The organism is Micromonospora sp. WMMD734 (genome assembly GCF_049178975.1).
Lineage (GTDB): Bacteria > Actinomycetota > Actinomycetes > Mycobacteriales > Micromonosporaceae > Micromonospora > Micromonospora wenchangensis.
This window is the reverse complement of record NZ_JBMHMK010000001.1, coordinates 4,313,492-4,330,919: the sequence shown is the minus strand read 5'-3', so window position 1 is coordinate 4,330,919 and position 17,428 is coordinate 4,313,492. Positions and strand designations below refer to the sequence as shown.

General features: G+C 70.0%; 14 protein-coding genes and 1 tRNA gene. 4 read left to right on the top strand and 11 right to left on the bottom strand.

All coding sequences use genetic code 11. From position 1 onward, the window contains the following. Positions 1 to 113: 113 nt before the first annotated feature. Positions 114 to 1,406, bottom strand: coding sequence for a L,D-transpeptidase (locus ACN267_RS18345; protein WP_281900123.1), 1,293 nt, complete (start codon positions 1,404 to 1,406; stop codon positions 114 to 116). 172 nt (positions 1,407 to 1,578) lie between these two features. After that, entirely contained in the window at positions 1,579 to 2,853 is a 1,275-nt protein-coding gene (locus ACN267_RS18340) for an Ig-like domain-containing protein (RefSeq protein WP_421489217.1), read from the bottom strand. Between the two features lie 187 nt (positions 2,854 to 3,040). Here ACN267_RS18340 and ACN267_RS18335 point away from each other — a divergent pair. After that, positions 3,041 to 3,116, top strand: a tRNA-Lys gene (locus ACN267_RS18335). Between the two features lie 143 nt (positions 3,117 to 3,259). Here the strand turns inward: ACN267_RS18335 and ACN267_RS18330 are convergent. The 4 genes from ACN267_RS18330 to ACN267_RS18315 all read right to left on the bottom strand — a co-directional run bounded on the left by ACN267_RS18330 (position 3,260) and on the right by ACN267_RS18315 (position 6,488). Then, a complete protein-coding gene (locus tag ACN267_RS18330) occupies positions 3,260 to 3,682 on the bottom strand; it encodes a tyrosine-type recombinase/integrase (protein ID WP_421490441.1) in 423 nt (140 codons plus the stop codon). Between the two features lie 15 nt (positions 3,683 to 3,697). Then, positions 3,698 to 4,960 carry a hypothetical protein gene (locus ACN267_RS18325; RefSeq protein WP_421489216.1) on the bottom strand — a complete coding sequence of 421 codons (1,263 nt, stop codon included), beginning with the start codon at positions 4,958 to 4,960 and terminating at the stop codon, positions 3,698 to 3,700. Positions 4,961 to 5,185: 225 nt separating this feature from the next. Beyond that, a complete protein-coding gene (locus ACN267_RS18320; protein ID WP_281900067.1) occupies positions 5,186 to 5,719 on the bottom strand; it encodes a hypothetical protein in 534 nt (177 codons plus the stop codon). Positions 5,720 to 5,912: 193 nt separating this feature from the next. Then, complete coding sequence (locus ACN267_RS18315) at positions 5,913 to 6,488, bottom strand: hypothetical protein (protein WP_204956682.1); 576 nt, start codon at positions 6,486 to 6,488, stop codon at positions 5,913 to 5,915. 155 nt (positions 6,489 to 6,643) lie between these two features. Here ACN267_RS18315 and ACN267_RS18310 point away from each other — a divergent pair, with 155 nt between their 5' ends. Further along, positions 6,644 to 6,853, top strand: coding sequence for a hypothetical protein (locus tag ACN267_RS18310; RefSeq protein ID WP_204956683.1), 210 nt, complete (start codon positions 6,644 to 6,646; stop codon positions 6,851 to 6,853). Here the strand turns inward: ACN267_RS18310 and ACN267_RS18305 are convergent. Continuing rightward, a complete protein-coding gene (locus ACN267_RS18305) occupies positions 6,850 to 9,333 on the bottom strand; it encodes a CHAT domain-containing tetratricopeptide repeat protein (RefSeq protein WP_421489215.1) in 2,484 nt (827 codons plus the stop codon). The two genes, ACN267_RS18310 and ACN267_RS18305, sit on opposite strands and share 4 nt — an antisense overlap. A gap of 227 nt (positions 9,334 to 9,560) precedes the next feature. On the opposite strand from ACN267_RS18305, the gene ACN267_RS18300 reads away from it, so the two are divergent. Further along, positions 9,561 to 10,055: a hypothetical protein gene (locus tag ACN267_RS18300; protein ID WP_421489214.1), complete on the top strand. Its 495-nt coding sequence runs from the start codon at positions 9,561 to 9,563 to the stop codon at positions 10,053 to 10,055. A 68-nt stretch (positions 10,056 to 10,123) separates the two neighbouring features. On the opposite strand, the gene ACN267_RS18295 is transcribed toward ACN267_RS18300, so the two are convergent. The 3 genes from ACN267_RS18295 to ACN267_RS18285 form a co-directional block, all read right to left on the bottom strand. After that, a complete protein-coding gene (locus ACN267_RS18295; protein WP_421489213.1) occupies positions 10,124 to 13,045 on the bottom strand; it encodes an AfsR/SARP family transcriptional regulator in 2,922 nt (973 codons plus the stop codon). A gap of 172 nt (positions 13,046 to 13,217) precedes the next feature. Further along, a complete protein-coding gene (locus tag ACN267_RS18290) occupies positions 13,218 to 13,799 on the bottom strand; it encodes a hypothetical protein (RefSeq protein ID WP_204956686.1) in 582 nt (193 codons plus the stop codon). Between the two features lie 328 nt (positions 13,800 to 14,127). Beyond that, a complete protein-coding gene (locus tag ACN267_RS18285; RefSeq protein ID WP_204956687.1) occupies positions 14,128 to 14,799 on the bottom strand; it encodes an NADPH-dependent F420 reductase in 672 nt (223 codons plus the stop codon). A gap of 257 nt (positions 14,800 to 15,056) precedes the next feature. Between ACN267_RS18285 and ACN267_RS18280 the strand changes: the two genes are divergently transcribed. After that, positions 15,057 to 16,463, top strand: a complete 1,407-nt coding sequence (locus ACN267_RS18280; protein ID WP_204956688.1) for an MFS transporter — start codon at positions 15,057 to 15,059, stop codon at positions 16,461 to 16,463. 96 nt (positions 16,464 to 16,559) lie between these two features. On the opposite strand, the gene ACN267_RS18275 is transcribed toward ACN267_RS18280, so the two are convergent. Further along, positions 16,560 to 17,381: an SDR family NAD(P)-dependent oxidoreductase gene (locus ACN267_RS18275; RefSeq protein WP_204956689.1), complete on the bottom strand. Its 822-nt coding sequence runs from the start codon at positions 17,379 to 17,381 to the stop codon at positions 16,560 to 16,562. Between the last annotated feature and the right edge of the window lie 47 nt (positions 17,382 to 17,428).

Genomic DNA, 17,428 nt, shown 5'->3' with positions numbered 1-17,428 from the left:
CCGGCGGGCGTCACACCCCGCACGTGGACCGGCCCCCGCCTGGTGGCGGGGGCCGGTCGTGGAAGGTCGGTGCGTGCCGGTCGATCAGGACCCGGCTGGCCGGCTGCGGTCGGTCAGGGGGTCGGCTCGGCGCTCGGCTCCCCGGTGGCGTCGGGCGAGGCACCGGCGTCCGGCTGCCCGGCGTCCGGGTCGTACGGCAGGGCGCTGCCCTTGACGTACTGGTCCCAGCTCATGTTCCAGTCGGTCCAGCCGTTGCCGTTCTGGAGCTTGCGCTCGGTGCCCTTGACCGTGATCGGGTCACCGATCTTGGTGTTGGCGAACAGCCAGGCACCGTCCTTCATCGACACGTTCACACAGCCGTGCGAGACGTTCGTGGTGCCCTGCTGCCCCTCCGACCAGGGGGCGGCGTGGATGAACTCGCCACCCCAGGTGAGCCGCTGGGCATAGTCGATCTTGGTGCGGTAGCCCTCCTCCGGACCCAGCTCCTCCATCGTGTCGAAGACCGTCTTGCGCAGCTTCTCGATCACCACCATCGTCCCGCTGGACGACGGGGTGCTCTTCTTGCCCAGGCTGACCGGAATGGTCTTGACGACCTTGCCGTCCTTGGTGACGGTCATCCGCTTGGTCTTGTTGTCGACCTGCATCACCACCGACGGGCCGATCTTGACGTCCACGCTCAGGTCGGCCCGGCCGTACCAGCCGTCGCCCATCGGCAGCCCGCCGGCCTGCACCCGGTACGAGACCGTCGTGCCCGACTTCCAGAACTCCTTGGGCCGGTAGCGGACCTCGGTGGGGCTGACCCAGTGCCAGACACCCTCCTGGGCCGGGGTGCTGGTGACCGTCATCCGGCGCTGCACGTCGTCGCGGTAGTCCTCCGGGACGGCCCGACCGAACTTCACGACCAGCGGCATGCCCACGCCGACGACCTGGTTGTCGCCGAGGAAGCTGGTCACCCGCACCTGCTTGTCCGGCTTGGCCATCACCGTGAAGGTGCTGGTGGCCGTGGCCGGCTTGCCGTCCTCACCGGTCGCCGTGACGGTGGCGGTGTACTTCTCCCCGTACTCCAGCGCGCCGGCGGGCAGCCAGCTCGCGCCATCCGCGGCGAGCTTGCCCTCGACGGCCTTGCCGGCGGCGTCGGTGAGCGCGACGGTGGCGTCCTTCGCGTCCTTGGCGGTGAAGACGATGCCGGTCGAGGCCGGGACGTCGGTGGCGTCGGCCTTCGGTTCGGTGATGGTCGCGCTGGCCTTCGGCGCGGTCTGCTCGCCGCCGCCCTGCCAGCTCGACGGCTTGTCGCCGCCCGAGCCCGTGCAGGCGGAGGTGAGGGCCAGCGCCGCGGCGAGGACCCCCGCCGCGAGCACCCGGCGTCGACCGGTACGCCCGGTCAGGTGGTCCTGGACAACTCGCATGATTCCCTCACAGTCGTGGTCCCCGATGTCCCATCGTCCCTCACAGACGCGGCGGCACGCCCGTCGGTTGCGAACGGTGAACTGAAACACGCCGCCGGGCGGGACGCGACCACGCCGGGTAATCAGCCCGTCCCGGTCCGGGTCGGCGCGCCGCGCCGACCCGGACCCGGGGTCAGACCAGTGGACCCGAGCCGCCCTGCGGCACCGGCACCGCGCTGCCCTTGACGAAATCCGCCCAGGTCATGCTCCACGCCGTCCACCCGTTGCCCGGTTCGAGCTTGCGCGGAGTGCCCTTGACCGTGATCGGGTCGCCGACCTTCGTCTGGGAGAAGAGCCACCTGCCCATCGCCATCGACACGTTCACGCAGCCGTGCGAGACGTTCCGCCGGCCCTGCACCCCCTCGGACCACGGGGCCGCGTGGATGTACTCACCGCCCCAGGTCAACCGCTGAGCGAAGTCGATCTCGGTGCGGTACTGGTTGGCCGGGTCCGGCTCGTCCATGGTGTCGAAGACGGTCTTCTCCTTCTTCTCCATCACCACCATCGTGCCGCTGGAGGAGGGCGTGCTCTTCTTGCCCAGGCTGACCGGGATGGTCTTGACCAGCTGGCCGCCCTGGAAGACCTCCATCTGCTTGGTGGCGTTGTCCACCTTCATCTCGAAGGCCCGCCCGATCTTGGCGGTGGCCGACCGGTCCACGTTGCCGTACCGGCCGTTGCTCAGCGGAATCCCGGCCAGCGCGATCCGGACGCTCAACGTCGTCCCCGGCTGCCAGTACTCAGGCGCCCGGTAGTACGCCTGCGTGCCGCTGGAGACCCAGTGCCAGGCCCCCGGCTGCGGCGGATCGGTCTTGACGAACATCCGCTTCTGGACGGCCGCCCGGTCCTTTTTCGGGATACCCGGGCTGAACTCGGCCACCACCGGCATGGCCACGCCGTACGTCCGGTCGTCGAAGAGGTACAGGCCGGAGCCGATCATCGACTTCGGCTTGGCCATCGTGGTGAACGTGCTCACCCCCTGCCGGGGCTGACCGTCCGCGCCGGTGCCGGTCACCGTGGCGGTGTACCTGGTGTTGTACTTCAGGGCCGACGACGGCACCCAGGAACTGCCGTCCAGACGCATCTTTCCGCCGACCTGCTTGCCGTCACCCGTGGTGAGGGTGACCGAGGAGACCTTTCCGCCGCCCGGGAGGTCGGCGCTGATCTCGGTGCTGACCGGCCTGCTCTTCGCCCCGTCCGCCGGGCTGACCGTCAGGCCGTCCGCCACCGGTGCCGACGGTGACGCCCCACCGGACTGCGTCGGGGTCACCGCCTCGGTGCTCGGCGAAGCCCCGGTGCCGCCGACGAACTCGGCTTCCTTCTTCTGGTCGCCGCCGCAGCCGGCCAGAGCCAGCGACGCCGCCAGGACGAGAGCGCCCGCCATCGCCCCGCCCCGCGTGAACCTGCCCATCCCCACCTCTGTTCTCGCGTACCTGGCGGACATCGTGCCCCATGGCGGCCACCAGCTCGATGCCGGACGCTCTCCGGCAGGGGGATCTGAAGCCTTTTGCCCGTTAAGCTCGCCCGAAGGGTGGAGCCGGGTATCGGATTGGAACCCCGCTCATGGCCCGTGCTAGTGTTCTCTCCGTTGCCAACGAGCGCCGCTAGCTCAACTGGCAGAGCAGCGGACTCTTAATCCGCGGGTTCGGGGTTCGAGTCCCTGGCGGCGCACCACAAAAAGGCCCTGACCAGCGTTTAGCTGGCCAGGGCCTTGATGTTTGTCTATGTAGTTTTGAACCGCCCCCCGTAAACCCCTCAGTAACGCCGTGGGGCGATCACATTCGACGGGGCGGGTGGTGCTGCCGGCCGCTGCCCGGCTATGCGGTCGGCTGCGGGCCGGGGCCGGGGTTCTCCGGATCTCCTGACGTTGGTCTTCCGCCGAGCTGTTCGAGGATGGCTGAGCTGTCCGGGGCGAGGGCGGCCTTGACGATGTAGTGCTTCTTGGTGATCTCGTTGCTTCCGTGCCCGAGCTGGGCGGCGGCGCTGTCGGTGTTGGCCTCTCTGTCGATCAGGGTGGCGACGGTCTTGCGGAAGGTGTGCGGGGTGACCCATTCGAGGCCGGTGTCGGCGCGGGCTGCACGCCACTGCCGGCGCACGTTCGGTGGGGAGAGCCAGGTGCCGCGTCGGGAGGCGAAGATCGCGTCGTGGGGGTTGTCGGCGGCGTCGAGCCTGACGCTGGACGTGGATCGTTTGCGGCGAGTTTCACCGTCCGGGGTAGGTCGGGGCCGTAGGGTCCTCAGCGCGGCGGATCACGGTTACACGTACGGGCGGAGCAGGTCGCTGAGGTCAGCGCGGCCAACCTCGGCTAGGGCCGCAGGCAGTTCGGCAAGCCGGCCGCGGACCTCCAGCCACTCCCACAGCTCGCGGGGCTCATCGCCTTGGGCGAAGCGGGCCCGGTCGAAGCCGGGCACACCGACCAGGTCGGCCAGATCCTGCCAGTCGAAGTGGAGCCGCCGGATGACGTCGACTTTCACGGTGCCCGGGATCGCTTCGTTGGGTGGCGCCGGAAGCGGCGTGCCCCCTCGGCCGCCTGTTCGTGCGGGAAGAAGTCGGCCGAGCAGCTTAAACAGCACCTCGGCGCTGGCGCGGGCCGCGAACTTCTTGAGGCGGTCGCCCTTGTTGAAGTCAGCGTTATCCATCACGCCCTTGGCGACGAGCCAATGCGGCACCTCGCGCTCGTGCGCCACGGTGGCGATCGTCGCGGCCTCCATCTCCAGGCCGAGGATCTTCCGCATTCCCATCTTCCTCAGGTCCGACCAGATCCTCGGATCCTGGATCACTGCGCTGCCACTGGCGAGCGGGCCGGGGTGGACGGCGAAGGGCAGTCGGTCAGGTCCGTCGACGTCCTCGGCGAGAATTCGCTCGATCTTCGCGGTACCGGCACCGGTCAGCGCCCATGCGCCCTCTTGCCAGACGATGAGATCGTCGGCCGCCAGCCGAGCCAGCCGGTCCGACCAGGCGGCCTTGGGGAAGTACCGCGGCCGGGCCGGGTGTCTGCGGGGGTCCTGTCCCTTGTGGAGGCACTCCAGCAACCAGATTGCGGACTCCTGCTCGGTGGCGATCCCGTGGCTGGGCAGGTCTGAGGGATCGAAGTCCTGTGCGGCGCGTAGCCATCGGTCGTTCAACGGGTACTGCTGGTGGGCGCCCTGGAATGTGTCACCGGCCTGCTTTCCCTCGTCGTACTCGTAGACCGTCGTGGCGACGAGCACGTCGCCGGGGGCCGTGTCGTCAGGATTGCCGGCGCAGACGCCGCACATCGCTAGGCAGGTAGGCTGAAGTAGGTCGGTCAGGGTAGTCGCGATCGGCCCTGTTCGACGCCCGCCCATACCTGTGGGCCGCGCGAGCGCCACGGTGATCCGGTTGCCCGTCGACGACTTGTACTCGCCGGTCAGATACGGGGTGAGCCCCTCGGGGTTCCGCTCGTGCCACTGCCCCGCCCCGACACCGTTCGTGGCCGACCGGGCTGCTTCGAGCTCCTCCGGTAGAGCGGCGATGATCAGGACGTCAACGGGGCTCAAGTGTCCTCCGATTCAGCCGAGGGTGATCGGCGTCAGCGGGCGGGTCTATGACCATGCTAGTCGTGCGCGGTCCCGACCGCGTTCTGCGAAGGGCTGACGGTCTCTGTTGGACCATCCCTTTCGAGCGCCGAGCAGTCCGGATTTCTCGGTTGGTAGGCAGGCAGGGGACAACCGGGTCTGACGCCCCAGAGGGGCGGTCCGGGAGTGAGGTCGGCGCGACGAGCGCTAAGCCGACACGTTCAGGTCGGCATATCGGACTACCTCGCACGCAAGTGCCAGAGCAACGGCGAGCTCGACGACCGACACGACCACGAACGGCCAGTGGTAAGGGCCGTTGGCCCAGTAGATGACCACAGCGGCTGTTGCCGGCATGCAGAACGTACCCAGGTCGACGATGAGCTGCAGGATCTTGCGAGAGCGACGGCGCTCATCGGAGCGGTGTGTCCGCTCCCATCCGAATGCCTTCCCCGTCGGGTCGAGATCCGGAGTGAGGTGATCGCGGATGTAGCGGCCGATCGCCGAGACCTTTTCGTCGTTGACCAGATAGGTCCAACCCAGGACGGTGCTCACCGGTGGCAGCAGGAGCAGCAGGTTGGCGTGGCCTTTGGAGGCCAGACTGGCTGTGATGACCGCCGCCATCGCGGCGAGCGTGACATAGATCAGGTTGTCACGGAGGCCGATCCGGGTCTTCTGTTCGTCCTTCAGGCGTTCGTACTCCACCAGCAGCAGGCGGACGGCGGACTCATCCGGATCAGCCATCCGTTCCTCCCGATCGACAGAGTGCTGTCGCATCATCTAGGTCGGGAGTTGTTGAAGGCAAGGGTGGACCGGTTGCCGGACTGTCCAGCGCGGTGCCCAGACACCGGACTGTCCCTCTGTAGCCAGCGGAGATGACTCCGTTAGATCCGCAGACCCTCGGCTGCGGATGAGCCGGGGCCCGGGCCCGGCGGATCTAACGGCTCGGCTCGGTGGTGAAGTTGCCGTCAACGGTCAGCAGGAAACGGCGCGGCGTCTGGCTGGCGGCGAGCTTCCTGGCCCAGGCGCCGCGAATCCGGGCCACCGTCAGCGTCGCGCCCAGGGCGCCGTGGAAATCGGTAGCGTCAGCCGGGGCGTCGAGGACCACCTGCATGACCCGGCTGCGGGGGCGTAGGCCGGCCTCCGCGTCGGCAGGGTGCAGATCCCAGGCGATGACGTTGCGGCCGATGCCACGGATGTCGGCCTCCTCATCCGGCTGCATCGGCATGATGTCCAGTGCGATGACGCCGTCGTCGTCGAAGGTGATGGTGATGGTCGCGGCCTCGTAGCGGCGGTTGGGTTTCGGGGGTTCCAGATCGAAGGGGAAGTGCAGAACCCAGAACTGGCGGCTGTGCAGATCAGGACGCCTCGCGAGCACCGGATCGAGCTCGGAGTGATCCGCCGGGTAGACCATCGGACGGCCGAAGGACACTGCCGCCTCGCGAAGCAGCCGGTGCTCCCCGAGGACCGGTTCCTCGGCGTAGAGGTCGAGGACCAGGACGGCGTCGGGCATCGGGCCACGATAGCGAACACTGACGCCGAGGCCGCGTGGGCGACAATGGGCGGGTGCAGCATGCCGACGAATCCCCATTCACGACTTCAGGCCGCGGGCTGCTACCGGGCAGACGCCCGCGTGGCGAGTCCGTCTCGTACCCCGGCCCGGTCCGGGTGCAGGTCTGCCGGGCGCTCCACCGCGACTGGGCCGACCTGGCGGAATACTTCGAGATCCCGCCGTCCCAGCGGGCCCGGTTCGACAAGGGCCGGGAGGCGTCCGCCGTCTGGGACTGGCTGGAGAGCCGTAAGCGTCTCGGCGAGTTGGACGGCGCGCTGCGTGCGTTGGGCCTGGCGCACTGTGCCGACCTGCTCCGCCAGGCCTAGCGGTGAACCGTGCCGATGGCGACCAACGGCGCCCAGTAGAAGAGCGGCTCGCCCTTCATGTCGCCGTCCGCCAGCAGGGACCGGGTGGCGCGGTGGACCGCCTCCGGGAGCGTGGTGTTGACCATGCCACTCAGGATCTCGTCTGCGTATCGGGCGGCCTGTTTCGAGTCGCTCAGCTCACCCAGCGTCGCGAGCACCTCGTCGGAGCGGGACGCGAGCGCGAGCGTCGCCAAGCTCACCGGGTCACTGGGCCGCATCGTAGTGATCGAGGCCGCCCCGCAGGCCAGTAGCGCCAGCCGACGGGGAGTGGACGCCCCGATAAGGTCAGCCGGCACGAGCCAATCGTCGCGGTCGAGCTCAAGGTAATGGCCCAGGCCGGGCACGGGCCGCCCGTGGCTGATCACCACCATCATCTCGCCGCCATCACGGAGCCGTGCGCGGGCGTCACCCGAGGTGGCGAGCGGGCGTAGACCAAGCCTCCGGGTGTCCACTCCCGCCAGGTCGTGGTGCAGGACGTACGGGCTGCGCCACGTGTCGGCCGTCACGGAGGAAGCTGACAGGCCCTTCCGACGGGCCGCAAGCTGACGCTGGACGGTCAGCGACGGACAGACCGCGTACCGGACATGCTCGCCGAGCACGACACCGTCGGCGAGGGGCAGGCCGCCCCACGGCACCATCCACAACGCACCGACGGGCACGATGAGCAGCGTCGGCTCGGGCTCATCGAGCAGCGACCGGAGCAGTTCCGGAGGTAGGGCCGCGGCCATCGGCCTCAAGTCCTCGATAAACAGGTTGATCCGCTCGTTGGCATCGCCGAGCCGACCCAGGACCTCGCGTGCGGCTTCGTCGAGGGCGGTCGTACCGATCCGGTATGGCCGGTCCGGCGCGCGCCACAGCCACCAGATCCGGTTCACCTCTGCCGGGTCGACCAGAACATAGAGGAGGTGAGCTGCGGGAGGTAAGGCGGCCAGCATCGGCTTGCCGTCGCGCGCCGGTGGCAGGTAGACCGCGGCCAGCTGGTCGTCGAGGGATGCCTCGGCCTGGCCAGCCAACCCGTGCCGAATCCCAAAGGCGCCGAGCAGGCGGATGCGATCCCGCCGGTCGCCCCTCAGCCGTTGGTCGGCGCGTACCAGAAGGTCCTGGAGCAGGTCGAGCTCGCCGAAAGCCTTGTCCGGCATCCCACCTGCGATCAGACCGGCCAGGCGCCGGCCCGCGAGGCAGTCTGCCACCACGGCGAACGCCGCCGCATCGTCGGCGTCCGCCACTGCCGCGAGTGCCCGGGAGTAGGCCAGCTCGAACCGGTCGCGGTACTCCCGCTGGGAGGACTCGTCGCGGTGCGCGGCCCGGAACTCTTCGATCGAGTAGATCGACTCCAGTCGCGTTCGCGCGGCGGCCTCCACCTGCCCGAGATGTGCCTGCGCCTCGGCCATCTTGTCGAGGGCGTGCCATATGCCGCCGATGTCATCGATCTCCCGATAGGCGGCGAGGCTCCGGCCGAACTCCTCGATCGCTTGCTGCCACTCGCCCCGCCCCCTGGCGAGGCGGGCCATGTCCTGCAGGGCATGGGCCCGGGCACGTGGGAGCCGGGCGGCCTCCGCCTGGCGAAGGCCTTCGGCGTACCACCGCTGCGCGACGTCGAACTCCCTGCGGTCGAGAAAGAGGTCACCCAGGCCGCTGAGCGTATTGGTCAGCCCGACCGGGTCGCCGATCTCGGTGTACAGGCCGTGCGCCTCCTCCAGCAGCGGCACCGCCTCGTCGAGCCGGCCCGCCCGGTGCAGGAGCGCACCCGCCCGGTGGGCGGCGTTGGCCCTGCCGATCGGCGAACCGACCCGGGTGAACGCGGCGAACGCGGTGCGGGCCAGTTCGATCGCGCCGTCCAGGTCCTTCGCGCGCTCGGCGCACTCGGCGAGGCCCAGCGCAGCGTTCGCACCGTACAGGAGGTCACCGAGCTCGGTGGCGAGCGTCTCGGCACGCCGGAACCACTCCTCGGCAGTCCTGCCCGTCGAGTACGCCAGCGACAGGTACCCCAGAGGCACGCTCGCACGCAGCTCCCCGAACCGGTAACCATCGCCGACAGCAACCGACACGGCCTCCTCGTACGCGTCAATGGCGTCGTCGATGCGGTCGCGCGCCCGCGCGACGTCGCCCGTCCCGATCCGAGCGTGCACCAGCACCACCCGGTGGCCGGCCGTGGGCTCGAAGCCCGCCAGTCGCTCGAAGATCGCGGCCGCGCGGTCCAGATCGCCGGATTGCAGGGCCAGGTCGCCCTCGGTCTCCAGATCAAGGATCGTGTGCCACGCTGTCTCTTCCAGTCCGGGAGACAGCGGCCCGAGAGGCGCGCAGGGGTCGTGCAAGTGACGGTAGCGGCTGCGCAGCGCGACGGGCCCGGGCGGCTCGACCCCGTCGAGCAGCATGAGCCGCGCAGCGCGGTCCTGCGCCGACCACGCGCGGAGCAGCGGCAGGGTAGCGGGATGGTCCACGATCGCTCCTTGCTCAGGGTCCACGTGAGCGCCGGCGCGCCGCAGCGGCACCAGACGCGCATCTCGCGGTCGTCCAGGAATACCACGGCTGCCGGCCGGTCGGGATCCGGACGACCGGCCGGGTCGCTCGTCGGGTCCGAAAGACCCCGGAAAGACACGGAATCCCGGACGGCGCAGGTGGGAACCGCCGTGTTGAATACGGGAGTCGCCGGCGACGTACGATCACGGTGACGGCGAAGCATCAGACCGGGATTGCGGCACCGGTGCGGGGGACGGGGCAGGGTGTGTTCGGTTCGAAGAAGAAGATCAACGATATGATGGCGCAGCTCAGGCCCGACCTGAGTCGGGAGTCGCTCGGCGTCGGGCCCGACTTCCCGGGCATCGCCCCGAACCCGCTCCTGAGCGGTGATGCACGCAAGCGCAACGCGGAACTGCGTACGGGGGTGCTTGCGCTCGGTGTTCTCGTCGACTGGCGGGAGGTGAACAGCAACCCTCGCGTGGTCCTGATGTTCGACGTGGAGACCGCCGACGACATCGCGTTCCGCGGCATCGCGGACGAAGACCTCACGATCACCGAGCTCACCCGACTCGCCCCAGGGCAGACGTTGCCCGTGCGCTACCGGCCGGCCGTCATGGACCACTACGTCGCCCTTGCCCGGGACGCGGACCCGGCCCGTGTGCAGCAGCTCTCTGACGAGATCGCGCGCCGCAAGCGGACCTGACCCGAAGCCGTCGGGCAGACGCGGCGACAACACGGGCGCATCCTGGTCGAGTTCTGCCGCCCCCCTCCTCATGGAGTACGCGACGTTCGGGCGTGTACCGCCTTCCGTCGGGCCCGGGCGATGCCCTCATGCGCGTTCTCCTGCTCGTCGTGGTCACCGGTCGCGGTGGCGATCGACAGCGCAACGGCGTACCGGGCCACCGCCTCGGTGGTACGCCCCGCGGCCGTCAGGACGTCACCGAGGATGTTGAGCGCGCTCGCCTCCCCGTAACGGTGCCCGATCGAATGCAGAATGCGGATCGCCACGGTCAGGTCACCGATCGCCCGCGCGTGGTCGCCGCGAGTGCCGTGCACCCGTCCCAGGTTCGTCAGCGCGACTGCTTCGCCGTAGACGTGGCCGGCCGACCGGAAGATCTCACGTGCCGCCGACAGATGCCCGGCCGCCTCGTCGTGCCGCCGGAGGCTGGTGCACACGTCACCGAGGTTGGTCAGGGCCGCGGCTGCTCCGACTACGGCGCCGGTCTCGCGGAACAGGGCGGCGGCGCGGAGCAACTGGTCGTACGCCTCGTCGAAGTGGCCCGGTCGGGTGTTGGCGTTGCCGAGGTTCACCAGCGTGGATGCTTCGCCGTATCGGTCGCCGACGCGGCGATAGGCGGCGAGCGCGGCCCGTTGGTGCGCCTCAGCGTCGTCACGGCCGAGACGTTCGTAGACGATGCCGAGGTTGGACAGGGCACGGGCAGCGCCGAGTTGGTCGCCGCACCTGTCCAGGATCGCGGCAGCCTGGGACAGGTGCGTCTCGGCGAGTTCGTAGCGGCCGAGGAGCCGGTGGACGGCACCGACGTTGGTCAGCGCCACGCCGTACCGGGACGCGTCACCGCTGCGCTGTGCCGCTTCGAGTGCGTACCCGTGCAGCGCCTCGGCGTGCATGTATGCGCCGCCTTCGAGGTGGCGGTAGAGCGTGGCGGCGAGATCGGTCGTGAAATGGGGTCGGTCGTGTTCAAGACCGGCGGCGGCGGTGGCGACGAGTCCAGGTAGTTCCGCGTCCAGCCAGGCCTGTGCCGCGGTCGCGTCCGGGAAGCTCGGCGCGCGCGCCACCGCCGGGCGGTGTGCCCGGTCGGCGGGGTGCAGCCGGTCCATGGCCGCCGCGGCGGTGGCGAGCAGGTGGGCATGCAGCCGGTCGATGGCCCCGCCGGGATCGTCGTCGGCGGCCAGCTCGGCGGCGTACGCGCGTAGCAGGTCGTGCATCATGTACCGGCCGGGCGACTCCGTGCGTACGAGGTGCTTGCGGGCCAGCACGTCGAGCTGCATCGCGGTGTCGGTGCGTGCCATGGCGGCTAGCGCGGCGGCGGCGCCAACGTCGAACGACGGGCCGGGATGCAGCCCGAGGTTGCGGAACAGTCGGGCCGCCGCCGCCGGAAGCTGCCGGTAGGACCAGGAGAACACCACCCGCACGGCGGCACGCACGTCACCGCCCGGATCCAGCAGCCGCAGCCGCCGCTGCCGGTCGGCAAGCTCACCCACCAGAGCGGTGAGCGGCTCCCCGGCTCGGAAGGTCGCGAGTTCCGCCGCGACCCGCAGCGCCAGCGGGAGATGTGCACACTGGTGAGCCAGTGTGGCGGCGGCCTCCGGTTCATGATCGACGCGTGCGCCGACGAGTGAGCGTAGGAGCGTCAGGGCCTCCGGGGTGGAGAGCACATCCAGCAGGAGGCGGCGGGCACCGTGCAGGGCCACCAGTCCGGCGAGGCTGTCGCGGCTGGTGACGATGACCGTACCCGTCCCCGGGATCAGCGGCCGGATCTGGTCGACGGAGGCGGCGTTGTCGAGAAGGATGAGCAGCCTGCGGCCCGCGGTCTCGGCCCGGTACCTGGCGGCCCGGCGGTCGAGGTCGGTCGGGATGCTGGTGGCGGGAACGCCGAGGGACTCCAGGAGGTGACCGAGCGCGGCGCGGGCCGACACGGGGCGCTGCGGATCGTAGCCGCGTAGGTCCAGGTAGAGCTGGCCGTCGGTAAAGCGTCCACGCGTTCGGTGTGCCCATCGCACGGCCAGGGTCGTCTTGCCGACCCCGGCGGTGCCGCAGACGACGGCGATCCGCACGGCCGTGCCCCGGTCCTCGACCAACTCCTCCAAGGCGGACAGCTCGGCCGCACGGCCGGTGAATCCGGCGATCTCAGCCGGGAGCTGATTGACCGGTGACACGGCGGCGGCGGTGTCGACCAGCGGATCCACCGGCGGTGCGGGTGTCTCATCGTCGAGGACGCGTAGATAGGCCGCGACGAGGTCCGGTCCCGGACCGACGCCCAGCTCGTCGGCGAGGTGCCGGCGCACGGCATCGTAGGCCGCCAACGCCTCGTCACGCCGGCCGACGCAGTGGTGGGCCAGGACCAACCGTGTGTGCACCGCCTCGTCCAGCGGATGTGCCGCCGCCTCCTCACGGAGCAACGGCAGCGCCCGGTCGCCGGCTCCCAGGGTCAGCAGTGCATCGGTGTAGCGGACGATCGCCGCTCGGCGGTCGTCGAGCAGCGAGCGGACCTTCGGATGCCCGGCGAGCGTGGGTACATCGGCAAACGGTGCCCCCTGCCACAGCCCGAGCGCGTTGGCGAGCTGCGCTGCGACGCTCTGCGGATCACCGCGACGGTCCGCCTCCGCCGCAGTGGTCAGCAGATCGCGAAACCGAGCGAGGTCGACCGCGCCGGCCGGCAGCCGGAGCGCGTACCCGCCACCGGTAAAGGGCAGGACCGTGCTGGGTGTGTGAGCTCGTCGGCCGGGTTCAAGGAGGCGGCGCAGATGCTTCACATGAGTCTGGATCACATTCGTCGCGGTGGGGGGCGCCTGCTCGCCCCACAACACGTCGATGATGTGCGAACCCAGCAGCGGGCGGCCGTCCGCGAGCACGAGCAGGCCGAGCACGGCGCGGCGGCCGACCGGACCGAGGCTGATCTCCGTGCCGTCGCGCCAGAGCCGGACGGGACCGAGGACCTGGACGACAAGCAATCCGCACTCCCTCGCAGCAATGCCCGAGGTCCCCATTCTGAGGTGTCACCCGGCTGGATTCCAGATAGGCCGGCATGACTGTCAGAACGGATGCGGCACGTCGGTCCCGCGTCCTGAACCGGGGCGGAACCCGGCCCCGGTGGGCCGAGTCCCGCCACCTGATGGCGGTCGTTCAGCCGCCGCAGGTGAACTGCACGTAGTTCGACTCGGTGCGGGCGGCGGCGGTGGAACTGCCCAGCCGGGCCTGATGGATGCCGAGCACGGCGAAGTAGGCGGCCCGGCAGTTGGAACTGGCGACACTGGTGACTGCCTCGCCCGGCTCCCGGTAGGGCGTCGCTACGGCCAGGCTGCCGTACTGGCTGATCTCCCAGCGATTCAGATCGGGCACCCAGAAGTACAGCGTGGCCTTCGCGCTGAGGTAGTCGACCGGTGCCGGGCAGGACGAGGACGCCTCACCGACGGCGAGGAAAAAGCCACCACCGTCGTTACGCAGCACCTGGCTGAATGCCGAGCAGGTCACGACCGCAGCGGTGGTCTTGGTCGTGCCGGCACTCGGACGCAGGGTGAATGTCTGCGGCCCAGCCTTGCGTGCCACCCACTCGGCGCTCTGCGGGGCGGGCAAGGTGGCAGCGGCCTCGGCGATCATCCTGTCCACCTGGGCATCGGTGAGCGGGGCAGGCGCGGCGTAGCCGGGGGCGGCGAGCGTAAGGATGCTCAGCATCCCGACGACAGCGGCGCAGGCGAGTCTTTTCACGCGGGGCTCCTTCGAACCGTACCGTCACAATCTGTGCGGTGGGTGTCCGGAACGTATCGGCGGTGGTTGGACCCCCGCTGGACGAATACTGGACGGGTCAGAGCCCCACCGAATCTCCCTCTCGGACGCATACTGCTGATCGGCTGCTTCGCCTTCGTGGGTGGACGTTGTGCGGCGGAGGTTCAGGGCGAAGGCGGTAATCCAGGTCCAGCCGACTCCGATGGTGAGGCGCTGCTTTACGTGGAGCGGTTGCGTGGCTCTTCGGATGATGCCCGGCGGTCCTGGCGGATACCAGGACCGCTGGGCCTGGGTGGCATGGGACGCTTCTTCAGGGCTGCACAGGTGCCCCGGCCACCTTCCTGCGGGCTTCGTCAGCAGCCGTGACGAGGTTGAACACCGTGTACGGATCGTGGCCGCGGAACAGCAGGGAGATGACCAGCGCGGCCATCGCCTCCAGATGCCGGGCGTACGTGACGTCGCCGACCGCCAACGGCGCACAACCCAGATCCTCGATCAGCGCACCCACCGTGGCCCGGGCCTGCTCGTCGTCGCCGCAGAAGGGGACCACCAGGGGTCGACCGTCGAAGGAGGGCGGGTCGAGCTGCCAGACCTTCGCCTCACACAGGTTGAACGCCTTCACCACGCGGGCGCCGGTGCGCTGCTGAATCTGCTCGGCCAGCGAGGTGGCGCCGGAGGTGACCGAGAAGCCCGTCAACTCCACCGGGTTGGTGCAGTCGACGACGACCTTGCCGGTCAGCGCACCCCGGCCCCCGGCCGCGTCGAGGACCTCCGGGACGGCCGTGTACGCCACGGCCAACAGGGTGACGTCCGCCGCCTGCGCCGCGTCGGCGAGCGAACCGCTCCGCGCTCCCAGGGCGGTCGCCAGTTGCTGTGCCTTGGCGGCGCTACGTCCGCCGACCAGCACGTCGTGGCCCGCCGCCGCCCAGCGCCCGCCCAACGTGCGTGCCATCGTGCCGGTACCCAGGATGCCGATTTTCATCATGTCCTCCGCTGTCTCGGCCGGCCGAGCGGTCCGGCAAGTGGGGAAACGATAGAGGTACCCGCCGGGCACCATTGCTGAGTGGTACCACCGCTACCAGCAAATCTGCTGATCTGGTTGCTCAGGCCGCGCCGGCGGACAGTGAGACTCACCTGTCCACTGTCTGCAAGGAGTGTCCCGCGGTGTCCAATCTCGCCGAATCAGCGCCATCGGGTCGGGAAGCGACGGCGGACCTATCGCCCGCGCCTCAGTCGCGCGTGCGCGCCAACCTGCTGCTGCTCCTGCTGTGCATGGCCGAATTCATGATCGTGCTCGACTTCTCCATCACCAATGTGGCGCTGCCGACGATCCAGCGCGAGCTTTCCTTCAGTGACGGCTCGCTGCAGTGGGTGGTCAGCGCCTACGCCCTCGGCTTCGGGGGCTTCCTGCTGCTCGGCGGCCGGATCTCCGACCTGTTCGGGCGTCGCCGGCTGTTCATCATCGGCCTGGTCGCCTTCTCCCTGGTGTCGCTGCTGGCCGGCTTCGCCCAGGACGCCACCCAGCTGATCATCCTGCGCGGGCTGCAGGGCCTCGCCGCCTCCCTGGTCGCGCCGGCTGCCCTCTCCCTGCTGACCACGTCCTTCCCCGAGGGCAAGGAGCGCAACCGGGCGCTCGGCGCGTACGGCGCAGTGCTGTCCTTCGGTTTCGTCGCCGGCGTCATCCTCGGCGGCGTCCTGACCGACGGGCTGAGCTGGGAGTGGGTCTTCTTCGTCAACGTGCCCATCGGCCTCGCCACGGCCGTGTTCGCCCCGGTGCTCGTGCCCCGCCCGGCCGCCGCCGCGGGCCCCCGCCCCCGGCTCGACGTGCCCGGCGCGATCACCATCACCGGCGCCGCGGTGAGCATCGTCTACGGCTTCTCGATCGCCAACACCGAGGGCTGGCTGTCGGTGAGCACCCTGGGGTCGTTCGCGCTGGGCCTGGTCCTGCTGGCGCTGTTCGTCCTGGCCGAGCGCCGTTCGGCGGAACCACTGGTGCCGCTGGAGATCTTCAAGGTGCGCAGCATCGTCGGTGCCAACGTGGTCAACGTCCTCCTGATCGGCGCGTTCGTCGGCATCACCTACGTGCTCACCCTCTATCTGCAGCGGATCAAGGACTACAGCCCGCTGGAGACCGGGCTGAGCTTCGCGGTGCTGGGCCTGACCGCCATGGTCGCCGGCTTCAGCGGGGCCAAGCTGGCCGGCAAGCTGGGCCTGACCCGGGCCATGCTGCTCGGCGTCCTGCTGCAGGCGGTCGGCGCGTTCGTGGTCGCCACGCTCCCGGCCGAGAACTCCCTGGCCTACATCCTGGTCGGCACCGCGCTTGTCGGCTTCGGCAACGTCGCCGCAGTCGTCATGATCAGCATCACCGCCACCGCCGGCGTGGCGGACCACCAGCAGGGCCTGGCCGGCGGGCTGCTCAACACCTCGCAGCAGCTCGGCGCGGCGATCGGCGCGGCTGCTTTCGCCGCGATCGCCGCGTCGCGGACGGCGTCGCTGCTGCCGGAGGGCACCACCGGCAGCGTCAGCGATCCGGTGGCCCTGCTCTCCGGGTTCCGGTATTCGCTGGTGTGCACCGCGATCGCGGCCGTGATCGCGGCCGTGATCGGCGCCGTGATGCTCCGGACGCGCGCGGACAGCCCCTCCTGAGACCGACCACCGATCCGGCCCCCCGCCCGCCCCCCACGGGCGGGGGGCCGGCTGCGCGGCGCGGCTGCCGGCCGCGCCGCGCAGCCGTGCATCCGGTCAGACCGGCGATCGGTTGGTCAGTTCCGCCGAGAGCGCCCGCAGGCGTGCCCGGTCGGCCTCGTCGTAGGCGGCGGGATGCGCCTGCGCCTCGCGGAGCTGGTCGAAGTAGCGTCCGGTGACGCCATCCAGATCGGCGTCGAGAGCCAGCCGGGACACGGCCTCGACCCCGTCCGCAATGGTGCTGATCGGGGTCGACACGATCTTCGTCGGCATGTACGTCGCCGGGTGTAGGGCGTTGACGGTGACTCCGCTGCCCTGAAGCTCGGCGGCCAGGTCAAAGGTGAACATGATCTGCGCCAACTTGCTCTGGCAGTAGGCCCGGCGTCCGCCGTAGCCACGGGTGAGCATGACGTCGGTGAAGTCGATGGGCGTCTGCCCGGCCGAGCTGACGTTGACGACCCGGGCCGGGGCCGAGCGACGCAGCAGATCCAGCAGCCGGTGCGAGAGCAGATAGGTGGACAGGTAGTTCACGGCGAAGCGCAGTTCGAAGCCGTCGGAGCTCTCCAGGCGCGCGGTGCCACCGGGCACGTCGGCGCCGATGCCGGCATTGTTGATCAGCACGTCCAGCCGGGGCTCGGCTGCGGCGACCTGGTCGGCGAGGGCGTGCACCCCGGCCAGCGAGGAGAAGTCCGCCTGGTAGCCGCGCGCCTCACCGCCACCGGTCGCCCGCACCTGGCGCACGGTGGCGGCGATGCGCTCGGCCGAGCGGCCGTGCACCAACACGGTGGCACCGCGACGGGCGAGGGCGACGGCCAGGCCGCGGCCCAGCCCGTCGGTGGCGCCGGTGATCAGCACGGTCGGCGGCTGGCGCAGTGGCATGGTGCTCGCTCCTCAATGACTCGGCGAAGGCTCCGGCGTCGGCGGCG